Origin of the sequence: Streptococcus mitis (genome assembly GCF_047459985.1) — a bacterium.
Classification (GTDB): Bacteria; Bacillota; Bacilli; order Lactobacillales; family Streptococcaceae; genus Streptococcus; species Streptococcus mitis_DZ.
In genome coordinates this window covers 20608-32951 of record NZ_JASHHD010000015.1, presented here as the reverse complement: position 1 = coordinate 32951, position 12344 = coordinate 20608, and the positions used below count along the sequence as shown (strand labels likewise).

Annotated in this window: 10 protein-coding genes and 1 riboswitch; of the genes, 3 read left to right on the top strand and 7 right to left on the bottom strand. The window is 41.2% G+C overall.

The window, feature by feature from the left end; genetic code table 11:
• Positions 1–43 precede the first annotated feature (43 nt).
• A riboswitch (FMN riboswitch) is annotated at positions 44–181 on the bottom strand.
• Between the two features lie 53 nt (positions 182–234).
• The 6 genes from QM959_RS08040 to QM959_RS08015 all read right to left on the bottom strand — a co-directional run bounded on the left by QM959_RS08040 (position 235) and on the right by QM959_RS08015 (position 5248).
• A complete protein-coding gene (locus QM959_RS08040; protein ID WP_050207395.1) occupies positions 235–738 on the bottom strand; it encodes a tRNA (cytidine(34)-2'-O)-methyltransferase in 504 nt (167 codons plus the stop codon).
• 192 nt (positions 739–930) lie between these two features.
• Positions 931–1761, bottom strand: coding sequence for an energy-coupling factor transporter transmembrane component T family protein (locus QM959_RS08035; protein ID WP_414372598.1), 831 nt, complete (start codon positions 1759–1761; stop codon positions 931–933).
• On the bottom strand, positions 1746–3428 hold the full coding sequence (locus QM959_RS08030; RefSeq protein WP_414372596.1) for an ABC transporter ATP-binding protein: 1683 nt from the start codon (positions 3426–3428) through the stop codon (positions 1746–1748). The genes QM959_RS08035 and QM959_RS08030 overlap by 16 nt, the downstream gene beginning before the upstream one ends.
• A gap of 70 nt (positions 3429–3498) precedes the next feature.
• The gene (locus QM959_RS08025) at positions 3499–3735 is read right to left on the bottom strand and encodes a hypothetical protein (protein ID WP_414372594.1); all 237 of its coding nucleotides are present in this window, start codon (positions 3733–3735) and stop codon (positions 3499–3501) included.
• Positions 3736–3838: 103 nt separating this feature from the next.
• A complete protein-coding gene (locus QM959_RS08020) occupies positions 3839–4384 on the bottom strand; it encodes an ECF-type riboflavin transporter substrate-binding protein (RefSeq protein ID WP_000795927.1) in 546 nt (181 codons plus the stop codon).
• 15 nt (positions 4385–4399) lie between these two features.
• The gene (locus QM959_RS08015; RefSeq protein ID WP_414372592.1) at positions 4400–5248 is read right to left on the bottom strand and encodes an S-adenosyl-l-methionine hydroxide adenosyltransferase family protein; all 849 of its coding nucleotides are present in this window, start codon (positions 5246–5248) and stop codon (positions 4400–4402) included.
• 339 nt (positions 5249–5587) lie between these two features.
• On the opposite strand from QM959_RS08015, the gene trkA reads away from it, so the two are divergent.
• Complete coding sequence (gene trkA / locus QM959_RS08010; RefSeq protein ID WP_414372590.1) at positions 5588–6937, top strand: Trk system potassium transporter TrkA; 1350 nt, start codon at positions 5588–5590, stop codon at positions 6935–6937.
• 3 nt (positions 6938–6940) lie between these two features.
• Complete coding sequence (locus QM959_RS08005; protein ID WP_414372588.1) at positions 6941–8380, top strand: TrkH family potassium uptake protein; 1440 nt, start codon at positions 6941–6943, stop codon at positions 8378–8380.
• 332 nt (positions 8381–8712) lie between these two features.
• Here the strand turns inward: QM959_RS08005 and pflB are convergent, their stop codons facing one another.
• Positions 8713–11037 carry a formate C-acetyltransferase gene (gene pflB, locus QM959_RS08000; RefSeq protein WP_414372586.1) on the bottom strand — a complete coding sequence of 775 codons (2325 nt, stop codon included), beginning with the start codon at positions 11035–11037 and terminating at the stop codon, positions 8713–8715.
• A gap of 237 nt (positions 11038–11274) precedes the next feature.
• On the opposite strand from pflB, the gene dinB reads away from it, so the two are divergent.
• Complete coding sequence (dinB, locus tag QM959_RS07995; RefSeq protein WP_414372584.1) at positions 11275–12336, top strand: DNA polymerase IV; 1062 nt, start codon at positions 11275–11277, stop codon at positions 12334–12336.
• Positions 12337–12344: the final 8 nt, after the last annotated feature.

The following is a 12344-nucleotide window of genomic DNA, read 5'->3' as shown; positions in this document are numbered from 1 at the left end:
TTACAGTTTGGCTATAAATCCATCAGAACAGACAAAGCTATTCTTTCGTCTTCTCCCATCCAGACTATACTGTCGGTTGTGGAATCTCACCACATCAGCTTGCGCTCGCGGACTTATTTGGCTAAAATAGATAGTCAAATTTACCGCCGGTCGGGAATTTCACCCTGCCCTGAAGACTCTTTTATCATAACAAAAAACGCTTGCAAGCGCAAGCATTTTGTTCGTTTTCATTTTTTATTTCAATTTATCCACTTCATAGGTATGAACAAGCTCAAGACCTGCAAAGTTCTGCTGACGGAGCGCTTCATAGACAATCATGCAGACGGTATTTGACACATTGAGACTGCGGACATGTTCATCATTCATGGGAATACGGAGAGCCTTTTCAGGATGTTCTCGCATAAAGTCTTCAGGCAAGCCCTTGTCTTCACGTCCAAAGAGAAAATAATGGTCTTCGTCAGTCGATAAATCCACTTCAGAATATACTTTTTCAGCAAATTTCGAAATCAGATAGAGTTTGCCCTTCATCTGAGACATGAAGTCTTCTAAACTGTCGTAAAAATAAATCTCTAGTTTATCCCAATAATCCAATCCAGCTCTCTTCATCTTGCGGTCATCAATAGGAAAGCCCATTGGCTTGATGATGTGGAGGGGAGAATTGGTCGCAGCGCAAGTACGCGCAATATTGCCTGTATTTTGTGGAATCTGAGGTTCAAATAATACAATGTGATTTGTCATGACTTGCTTCCTTTCACCATTGCAAAAAAATAGCCACACTGCCCGGAGTCAAGCTCAGCAAACAGCGTGGTTAAGGCATCGTTAACTTACCTCACAACAGGTTTGAAGTAAATCAGCGAAACTACTTTCTTAGTATAACACTTTCAGAATCATTGTCAATAGAAACGACTTGATTTTTTCAATTTTTTCAAGCTATTTCCAAGGGTTGTAAAATCGTCCGTGATTCTGCAAGATAAGTAGTAAACTAGCTACTAAAAACACAGCTGCCAAGAGCAAGGTAAGATAATCTCCTTTTTTCAAAGCCTGATAACTATACCAAGTCCGCTTTTTCTCTTTCCCAAAGCGACGAAGCTCCATGGCTGTCGCGATGGTATCAATGCGTTCTAGCGAGCTAAAAATCAAGGGCGTAATAATGCGGAGATTGCCTTTGATTCGTTGCATGAGAGAAGCTTTCTTGGATAATTCCATCCCACGCGCTTCCTGAGACATCTTGATAGTAAAGAATTCTTCCTGCAAATCTGGAATATAACGCAAGGTCAGGCTGACAGAATAGGCAATCTTGTAGGGCACACCAATTTGATTTAAACTGGAAGCAAACTGACTAGGATGAGTTGTCATCAAAAAGATAATAGCCAGAGGAATGGTGCAGAGGTACTTAATGGCCAGATTTAGCAGATAAAAGAGCTCCTGGCTGGTCAAAGTGTAGGCACCGATTCCCTGCCAAATCACGCTTCTCTCTCCGTAAAGTCCAACCCCATACTCGGGAGAAAAGAGATAGACCATCAAGACGTTTAAAACGGCAAATACCGTCGCAAAAACGGCCACAAAGGAAACATCTTTAAAGCGGATCTCTGAAAAATAGAGGAGAAAGACCGAAAAGATGGCAATCAGAACAAGCAGTCTGGTATCATAGCTAATCATGGCCGCCAATGAGACCAGAATGAAAAAGAGAAGTTTTCCAGCTCCTGACAAGCGATGAATCACAGTATTTCTATGCTGGTAACCGATTAATTTAGCTTGCATCCTTCTCTCCTTTCTTTGTAAAATGCCGTTAAAGCAAGTGGATCTACACCCAGTTTCTTGGCCAAGTTAAAGATAGAGGTTTCTTTTAGATTGGCTTTTACTAACAGCTCAGGATTGCTCAACAGACTAGCTGGATCAGTATCGGCAATCAGTTCCCCATCCACCATGACAAGAGCTCGGTCTGAATAATCCAGCATCAATTGCATATCATGGGTAATCATGACAATGGTATGACCTTTTTGATGCAGTTCTTCTAGAAACTCCATAATTTCAGTGTAGTTCTTCTGGTCTTGACCTGCTGTCGGTTCATCTAAGAGGATAATTTCAGCTCCCAAGACCAAAATCGAGGCAATAGTCACACGTTTTTTCTGACCAAATGACAGAGCAGAAATGGGCCAATTACGGAATTCATAGAGACCACAGATTTTCAAGGTTTCATAGACTCTCGTTTCAATTTCCTGATCGTTCACACCTCGCAAACGAAGTCCTAGAGCCACCTCATCAAAAATCATATTGGTTGAAATCATTTGATTGGGATTTTGCAGTACATAGCCTACTCGTTCCGCCCGCTCTGCAACAGAATCTTCTTTTATATCCTGTCCTTCCCAAAGATAGCGGCCTTCAGTCTGGATAAAGCTACTTAAGGCCTTGGCTAGAGTTGACTTCCCTGCTCCATTTTTTCCGACAATGGCAATCTTTTCACCCTTTTTAATATCCAAATCAATGGATTTTAAAATCGGTCTATCATCGTAAGCGAAAGATACATCTTCAAGTCGAAAGAGTGACTTCAATTCTGGTCTCTCTTTTGAAAGTTCAGTCTGCAACTGAACCTGACCTTTTGAGATAGACAAGTTATCCAGATCTGCTAATTGTTCTTCCTTGACTAAATCCACACCCAATTGACGGAGAGTGGTCAGATAAAGGGGTTCTCGAATTCCATTTTGAGTCAATAAATCAGTCGCTAGTAACTGGTCAGGACTCCCATTAAAGAGGATACGACCATCGTTTATCAAGACAATCCGATCCACAGACCGATGCAGAACATCCTCCAAACGGTGCTCAATAATAAGGGTCGTCGTCCCCTCTTCCTTATGAATCTGGTCAATCAACTCGATAATGTCCTGACCTGACTTGGGATCCAGATTGGCGAGTGGCTCATCAAACAAGAGAATCGGACTTTCATCAATCAAGACACCAGCCAGACTGACCCGCTGCTTTTGTCCACCTGACAAATCCTGAGGACGCTGATTCAGTAAAGAAATAAGGTCCAACTTTTCTGCCCACCTATGAACACGACTTTTCATCTCTTCTAGATCTGTCACATCATTTTCCAGAGCAAAAGCCAAATCTTCTGCCACGGATAAACCAATAAATTGTCCATCTGTATCTTGCAAGACTGTACTAACTAAATGAGATTTGTCATAAATGCTCATATCAAAGGTAGCTTGCCCCTTTATCAAAAATTCTCCAGATGTCTGACCTTTATAGATATTGGGAATAATTCCATTCAAACACTGACCCAAGGTAGACTTACCTGACCCAGATGGCCCAACAATTAAGACTTTCTCTCCCTTGTAAATGGTTAAGTCCACCCCTTGCAAGGTAGGTTCTTGTTGTGTTTCATACTGGAAAGAGAAATCCTTCCACTCAATTATAGCTTCTTTCATCTTACTCTCTTCATTCGCTTCTTAGACTTCTATTTTATCATAAATTAACCCCTTCTTGCAGACACTTCTCTTAATACTCTTCGAAAATCTCTTCAAACCTCGTCAGCGTCGCCTTGTCGTAGGTATGGTTACTGACTTCGTCAGTCTTATCTACAACCTCAAAACGGTGTTTTGAGCTGACTTCGTCAGTCTTATCTACAACCTCAAAACGGTGTTTTGAGCTGACTTCGTCAGTTCTATCTGCAACCTCAAAACAGTGTTTTGAGCAGCTTGCAGCTAGCTTCCTAGTTTGCTTTTTGATTTTCATTGAGTATAAAATCGTAGCGCCAACAAGCTTCCAATCCTAGCTTGCTTGCCTAACTAGTCTATAAACATCGAAAAAGACCGGTTCACCAGCCTTTTCCTTTATGTTAGTCCTTTTTCAAACTTCCTGAACGAGTCTGCGTACGTGAATAAGCTAGCAAGAGAAGGGTACCTGCGATAGCTATAGTTACAGCGTTAGCAATTCCCGCAACAATCCCTTGAGCAAATACTTTTTCTGCCGCTTCTTGATAAATCACAACATCTCCAAGTGGTGCCAAAACACCCCAAACCAGAGCATTTGCGACAATCTGAATGAGGTTAAAGAAGACAATATCCTTCAACTCAAAAACACCCTGTGTTACTCGAATGTATTTTCTAAAGAGTCCTACAGCTAGACCAAAGAGCCCACTAGCAATAATCCACGTCCACCAAAGACCGTAGCCAGCAAGAGAGTCCTTCACTGCATGCCCAATTAAACCAACAAGTAATCCCACTAGAGGGCCAAAAATGATAGATAAGAGGCTCTGTACCGCATACTGAAGCTGGATGCTTGTATTTGGAACAGGGGTCGGAATGCTGATCATCCCGATGACAACAAAGAGCGCAGCTCCAACACCGATAGCAACAACTTGTTTAATTGATTGATTTTTCATCTATATTCTCCTATTTTATGATTCTATTTTCTTTATTTCAATGGTCCAAGATGAACCGACACCCACATTATAGGCCTTGGCAAAGGAACCTTGGTTGATAGCCAGACCCAAACGATAGAGAGAGTTAATGTAAAGGATTGGCTGCCCAATTCTCACATCTGCAAATGATTTGCCATAGACAACCTGATTTTGATAGACCAGCATATCTGCATGATAGATAGTCACCTCAAAACGGTCACCGAATGCTGGTTCCAGCTTGTAAAATTCTTCTCGCGTGATAGAGGTCCAAAGTGAACCAAAACGCACATCCAGAATATCAATGGCTCCCTTCACCAGATGATCTTCTATGATGGTCTCTACGACTGGAAGCTCCACAATCTGCTCCACACTGAGCTCTGGTCCCACTTCCTCAAAAGTAATGTGACCACTGGCTAATTTAGCACCAGTATAGGCATAAACATCACGACCGTGGAAGGTATAAGAATGCTCTGTATTTTGACGTCTATTGGCCACTTCAGAAATCTCACGAATGGCTACAATACCAACGTGTTTCTTGATAAAAGAAAGCGTCCCATTGTCTGGCGTGACAATGTATTGATTTTTTGCAGTCTTGGCAACCACACTCTTACGTTTCGAGCCGACACCTGGATCGACAACCGATACAAAAGTAGTTCCCTCAGGCCAGTAAGCCACCGTCTGAAAGAGACGGTAGCTCCCCTCAAAAATATTATAAGGCGTGATATCGTGCGTCAAATGATGAATTTTTAAGGTTGGAGACTCTTCTAAAGCCACTCCAATCATAGCCGATACCGCACCATCAACCAGACCAAAGTCTGATTGTAATACTAGTAAATTATTATTCATTTTATCTCCTTATACTCTTCGAAAATCAAATTCAAACCACGTCAGCTTCGCCTTGCCGTATAGATGTTACTGACTTCGTCAGTTCTATCTGCAACCTCAAAACAGTGTTTTGAGCAGCCTGCGGCTAGCTTTCTAGTTTGCTCTTTGATTTTTATTGAGTAGTACATATTCTTTATCATACCATATTTCAGAGAAAGGTGCTAATAGCTATTTTAATTGCTTAGGGTATAGTTTTACCTTATAGCAAATTTCTACTAAAAGCTCTGCTTATTAGCTAGTAGGTGCATTTTTTCTTGAAAAAGGGTATGATAGTTACATCATGAAAAAGTAGGTTTTAATATGAAAATTATCCTTGTCGGAGGGGGAAAAGTTGGTTTTGCCCTCTGTCGCTCCTTGGTTGCAGAAAAGCACGATGTTTTGCTGATTGAACAAGACGAAGCCGTCCTCAATCATATCGTCAGTCGTTTTGATATCATGGGTATCCTTGGTAACGGAGCTGATTTTGCCATCCTTGAGCAAGCCAGTGTCCAGGATTGTGATATCTTTATCGCCTTGACTGAGTACGATGAAGTAAACATGATTGCAGCTGTTCTAGCTAAGAAAATGGGGGCTAAAGAAACCATCGTTCGGGTACGAAATCCTGAATACTCTAACTCTTATTTCAAAGAAAAGAATATTCTTGGTTTTTCTCTTATCGTCAACCCTGAACTTTTGGCTGCTCGTGCTATCGCCAATATCATTGACTTCCCCAACGCCCTATCTGTCGAACGCTTTGCTGGTGGGCGCGTTAGCCTGATGGAATTTGTCGTCAAGTCCACTAGCGGTCTTTGTCAAATGCCCATTTCTGATTTTCGGAAAAAATTTGGCAACATCATTGTCTGTGCGATAGAGAGGGATCATCAAATTATCATCCCAAGTGGTGACATGACCATACAGGATAAAGATAGAATCTTTGTCACTGGTAACCGTGTTGATATGATGCTTTTCCATAATTATTTCAAATCTCGTGCTGTGAAGAGCCTTCTCATTGTTGGAGCAGGTAGAATTGCCTATTATCTACTGGGTATTCTCAAAGACAGTCGTATCGATACCAAGGTTATTGAAATCAATCCTGAAATCGCCAGCTTCTTTAGCGAGAAATTCCCAAATCTCTACATCGTTCAAGGAGATGGTACCGCAAAAGATATCCTGCTGGAAGAAAGTGCTCAAAACTATGATGCCGTTGCGACTCTAACAGGAGTCGATGAGGAAAATCTGATTACTTCTATGTTCCTTGACAGCGTAGGTGTACAGAAAAACATCACTAAGGTCAATCGTACCAGTCTCCTCGAGATTATCAATGCGCCTGATTTTTCAAGTATCATCACACCTAAAAGCATTGCTGTAGATACGATTATGCACTTTATTCGTGGTCGTGTTAATGCCCAATATTCAGACCTTCAAGCCATGCACCATCTAGCCAACGGTCAAATTGAAACCCTGCAATTCCATATCAAGGAAGCCAATAAAATGACTGCCAAACCTCTTTCTCAACTGAAATTGAAAAAAGGGGTCCTGATTGCAGCTATCATTCGAAAAGGCAAGACTATTTTCCCTACTGGAGAGGATATGCTGGAAGTTGGAGATAAGCTCCTAGTAACAACCTTGTTGCCAAACATCACCAAGATTTATGACTTGATTGCGAGGTAAGAGATGAATAAAAGTATGATTCGTTACCTCCTTTCAAAATTACTTTTGATTGAAGCCGTTCTCCTCTTGGTTCCTGTGGCTATCGCTGTCTATTACCATGAATCGAGTCAAGTATTTACAGCCCTCTTTACAACGATTGGAATTCTCGTATTACTAGGTGGTTCAGGTATTTTACAAAAGCCAAAAAATCAACGGATTTATGCCAAGGAGGGAATCTTGATTGTTGCCCTTTGTTGGATCCTTTGGTCTTTCTTTGGGGGTCTCCCCTTTGTCTTCGCTGGCCAAATTCCCAGCGTTATCGATGCCTTTTTTGAAATCAGTTCTGGCTTTACAACTACTGGAGCAACTATTCTGAACGACGTTTCGGTTCTTAGTCGTTCTCTCCTCTTCTGGCGAAGTTTTACCCACTTGATTGGAGGGATGGGAGTGCTTGTTTTTGCACTTGCTATTATGGACAATGCCAAGAATAGCCACCTAGAGGTGATGAAGGCTGAGGTTCCTGGCCCTGTCTTTGGTAAGGTTGTATCCAAACTAAAAAACACTGCCCAGATTCTCTATCTCCTTTATCTAGCTCTCTTTTCTCTTTTTGTGATTATCTACTATCTAGCAGGTATGCCTCTCTACGATAGTTTTGTTATCGCTATGGGTACAGCAGGTACAGGAGGATTTACCGTCTATAACGACGGAATTGCCCAATATGGTAGCTCACTGATTACCTATCTAGTTAGTATCGGGGTTCTGGTTTTTGGGGTAAATTTCAACCTCTACTACTACCTCATGCTCCGTCGCGTCAAGGCCTTTTTTGGAGATGAAGAGCTTAGGGCTTACTTGGTCATCGTTCTAATTTCTACAGGATTGATCAGCCTCAACACCCTCTACCTCTACCCGGGATTTTCAAAGAGTTTTGAAATGGCATTTTTCCAAGTTTCTAACATCATTACAACAACTGGTTTTGGATATGGAGATATTACCAACTGGCCCCTCTTCTCCCAGTTTATCCTCCTCTTCCTCATGGCAATCGGTGGTTCTGCTGGATCAACAGCAGGTGGACTCAAGGTTATTCGAGGCCTCATCCTTTCAAAAATTGCTAAAAATCAAATTTTATCAATCTTATCTCCCCACCGTGTTTTGACCCTCCATGTGAATAAAACGGTGATTGACAAGGATACCCAGCATAAGATTCTCAAGTACTTTGTCATCTATGCTATGATTTTGCTAGCACTTATCTTTATTGTCAGCCTAGATAGCAATGATTTCCTGATTGTGACCAGTGCTGTCTTTAGCTGTTTCAATAATATCGGACCTATTCTAGGAACCACTTCTAGCTTCTCAATCTTTAGTCCTATCTCAAAAATTCTCCTCTCCTTTGCAATGATTGCAGGCCGCTTGGAGATTTACCCAATCCTCCTTCTCTTTATGAAGAGAACTTGGTCTAAGAGATAAAATACAACCACACCTTGTTTCCTCACAAAGTGTGGTGTTTTTATTTCAGACCACCTTCCAGAATGAAACGAACTCTTTTTAATACTCAATGAAAATCAAAGAGCAAACTAGGAAGCAAGCCACAGAGTTCTCAAAACACCTGCTTTAAGTCAGCAGATAAAACTAGCATGCTTTGAAGAGATTTTCGAAGAGTATTAAATACTCCCCTAACTCAAGAAGTATCTTTGAATCCTGGTCAGACATTTCAGTGCTTGACTTATGGAATTTCAACACCAAAAACAACCCTCAGTCGACTGACCGAGGGTTACTTATTTCATTATTCAAGAACTTGATTAGCTCAATGCGTCCAAGGCATCATCCATTGAAAGAACTTCGTGGAAGACACGTTGTGTCAATTCAGTTTTTTGTTCTGGAGTAAGGTATTTAGTGTTTACACAGTATCCAGAGATACGTACGATTACGTCTTCACCTGACATGATCTTTTCGTAAACATCGTTCAAGTCCATAACGTTTAAGTTAACGTGTTGTCCACCGTTTTCGAAGTAACCATCAAGGATTGTTACCAAGTTATCAACTTGTTCGTCACGAGTTTTACCAAGAGCACGTGGTGAAACTTGAGTTGTCAATGAGATACCATCAGCTGCATAACCAAAGTCAAGGCTAGCAAGTGAGTTCAAGTTTTGCAACCATCCACCTTTAGCTTTGTTAGATGGGTTAGCACCTGGTGAGAAGAATTCAAGTTTAGACAAGTTCACAGAACCATCTTCGTTGAGGTATACACCTTTGTGAACTGGTGAGTTACCAGTTTGTTTAGAGTAAGCAACGTTAGATGTGATTGTCAAAAGTGATACTGTAGCTTCAGCGTCTTTGTAAAGTTTATGGCTACGTAGACGAGTTGTGTAAGCTTCAATCAACCATTCTGCCAATTCATTTGAACGTGGGTCATCTTCACCCCAACGTGGGTATTCACCGATTGTTTCGTAATCGTAGATGTAGCCATTTTCATCACGGATTGGTTTAACTGTAGCGTATTTGATAGCTGACAATGTGTCAACAGTATTGGCAAATCCACAGATACCGAATCCCATGTTAGCACGTTGTTTAGTTGGCAAGAAGGCCATTTGAACAGCTTCGTAGTTGTACTTATCTGTCATGTAGTGGATGATGTTCAAAGCATCTACGTAAGTGTCAGTCAACCAGTCAAGAGATTTTTCAAAGTTAGCTTTAACTGATTCAAATTCAAGAACTTCGTCACGGATTGGTTCGATATCAAATACTTTGTAGTCTTTGTGAACATCGTCGTAACCACCGTTCAAACCAGTAAGAAGGGCTTTCAACACGTTTACACGAGCACCGAAGTATTGGATGTTGTGGCGTTGTTCTTCATTTTCTGGGTCAAGTGGAGACACACAGCATGAAATACAGCTCATTTCACCATATCCATCTTTAGCCATTGTTGTTACACCTTCGTATTGGATAGAAGAGTGTTTGTGGCTCATGTGCATACAGTAGCGACGGAAGTTGTATGGCAATTTGTCAGTCCAAAGAACTGTCAAGTTTGGTTCTGGTGAGTTACCGATGTTATCAAGAGTGTTCAAGAAACGGTAGTCCATCTTAGTAACGCGGTGACGACCGTCGTTACCCATACCAGCCATAGAAGTTGTGATGAAGGTTGGGTCACCTGAGTACAATTGGTCGTAAGCTTTTGTACGAGCAAATTTAACTGTACGAAGTTTCATAACGAAATCATCAACAAATTCTTGAATTTCTGATTCAGTAAATGTTCCACGAGCAAGGTCACGTTCTGCGTAGATATCTAACACGATTGGCACACGTCCTAGAGATGTAGCTGCACCGTTGATAACACGGCAGACAGCCATAAAGGCAATGTTTACCCATTGGATAGCTTCTTTAACGTTCATCGCTGGTTTGCGAACATCAACTCCGTAAAGATCACCCAAGCGAACAACTTGTTGCAATGCTTGATATTGAAGGTTGATTTCTTCACGAAGACGGATTGTTTCTTCATCGATTTCTTCGATTGAGTTCCAGTCGTTAACTTTTTCTTGCATCAAGTAGTCTGCACCGTAAAGCGCAAGACGTGCATAAACACCGATGATACGTCCACGTGAGTATGCATCTGGAAGACCAGTTACAGTGTGAGCGTGGCGAGCACGACGGATGTTTGAAGTGTAAGCACGGAAGATACCATCATTAACAGTTGTTACGTATTTAGTGAAAATTTCGTGAACAGCTGGGTCTGGTTCATATCCATTTTCCTTCAAAGTAGTTTCAGCCATACGGATACCACCTTTTGGCATGAAGTTCAATTTGAAGAGTTCATCATTTTGGATACCATAAATAACTTCGTTTTCTTTGTCGATGAATCCTGCAGGGATATCAGCGATAGATGTTGGACGAGTGTCCATTGGGAAACGAGTTTCTTCGTAGTGTGCTTTAGTTTCTTCTACGATTTTTTTAATGTGAAGTGAACGCTCTGTTGGTCCTGCAAGGAAGCTTTCATCTCCATCATAAGGTGTGTAGTTAGCTTGTACAAAGCGTGATACACTTGCTTTTTCTTTCCAGTCAACACCTTTAAAGCCTTCCCAGGCTTTGTCAAAAATGTCCTGTGCTTCAACAACTGTCTTAACAACCATGTTAATGTCCTCTTTTATCTTTCTAGTAACAGTCATCTGTTACATTCATGTATTCAGTATACCACACAGTAAACGATTTCAACAAGTGGAAAACCCCTATTTTTACACTTTCTTTTCTAAAACAGTCTATATTTTGTCCTGAACTGTATTATATTTTTGAAAAAATAAAGTCCTTTTTTCTTTTTTTCAGAAAAAAGGGTATAATAAAAGAAAATAAGCAGTAAAAAGGTGCTAGGCATGTTGATTTTCCCCTTATTAAATGACTTGTCAAGAAAAATCATCCATATTGACATGGATGCCTTTTTTGCTGCGGTGGAAATCAGGGATAATCCTAAACTCAGAGGAAAACCCGTCATTATAGGAAGCGACCCTCGACAAACAGGTGGACGGGGAGTCGTTTCGACCTGCAGCTATGAGGCACGAGCTTTTGGTGTTCATTCTGCTATGAGTTCCAAGGAAGCCTATGAACGATGTCCCCAGGCTGTCTTTATCTCAGGGAATTATGAAAAATATAAAGCTGTGGGCCTCCAGATTCGAGCTATTTTTAAGCGCTATACAGATTTGATTGAACCCATGAGCATCGACGAAGCCTATTTGGATGTAACAGAAAATAAACTCGGGATTAAGTCGGCAGTCAAAATCGCTCGTCTCATTCAAGAGGATATCTGGCAAGAACTTCATCTAACTGCTTCTGCCGGTGTTTCTTACAACAAGTTCTTAGCTAAAATGGCCAGCGATTATCAAAAACCACATGGTCTGACAGTGATTCTACCTGACCAAGCTGAGGATTTTCTCAAACAAATGGATATTTCCAAGTTTCATGGAGTAGGAAAAAAGACAGTGGAACGTCTTCATCAAATGGGTATTTTTACTGGCGCTGACCTACTTGAAGTTCCCGAAGTGACCCTAATAGACCGTTTTGGAAGACTAGGCTATGACCTTTATCGAAAGGCTCGTGGCATTCACAATTCTCCAGTTAAATCCAATCGTATCCGTAAATCAATCGGGAAGGAGAAAACCTATGGAAAGATTCTTCGTGCCGAGGAAGACATCAAAAAAGAGCTGACTCTCCTATCAGAAAGAGTCGCTCTCAATCTACATCAACAAGAAAAAGCTGGAAAGATTGTCATTTTGAAGATTCGCTATGAGGACTTTTCAACTCTTACTAAACGAAAAAGTCTTGCTCAAAAAACACAGGATGCTAGTCAGATAAGCCAAATAGCCCTGCAACTCTATGAAGAATTAAGCGAGAAAGAAAGAGGTGTCCGCCTGTTGGGGATTACCGTGACTGGTTTTTAATACTCTTC

Coding starts and splice junctions, on each gene's coding strand:
- dinB (WP_414372584.1), top strand. CDS start 11,275: ATGTTGATTTTCCCCTTATTAAATGACTTGTCAAGAAAAATCATCCAT.
- QM959_RS08040 (WP_050207395.1), bottom strand. CDS start 738: ATGACAAATCACATTGTATTATTTGAACCTCAGATTCCACAAAATACA.
- QM959_RS08030 (WP_414372596.1), bottom strand. CDS start 3,428: ATGAAAGAAGCTATAATTGAGTGGAAGGATTTCTCTTTCCAGTATGAA.
- pflB (WP_414372586.1), bottom strand. CDS start 11,037: ATGGTTGTTAAGACAGTTGTTGAAGCACAGGACATTTTTGACAAAGCC.
- QM959_RS08035 (WP_414372598.1), bottom strand. CDS start 1,761: ATGCAAGCTAAATTAATCGGTTACCAGCATAGAAATACTGTGATTCAT.
- trkA (WP_414372590.1), top strand. CDS start 5,588: ATGAAAATTATCCTTGTCGGAGGGGGAAAAGTTGGTTTTGCCCTCTGT.
- QM959_RS08015 (WP_414372592.1), bottom strand. CDS start 5,248: ATGAATAATAATTTACTAGTATTACAATCAGACTTTGGTCTGGTTGAT.
- QM959_RS08025 (WP_414372594.1), bottom strand. CDS start 3,735: ATGAAAATCAAAAAGCAAACTAGGAAGCTAGCTGCAAGCTGCTCAAAA.
- QM959_RS08005 (WP_414372588.1), top strand. CDS start 6,941: ATGAATAAAAGTATGATTCGTTACCTCCTTTCAAAATTACTTTTGATT.
- QM959_RS08020 (WP_000795927.1), bottom strand. CDS start 4,384: ATGAAAAATCAATCAATTAAACAAGTTGTTGCTATCGGTGTTGGAGCT.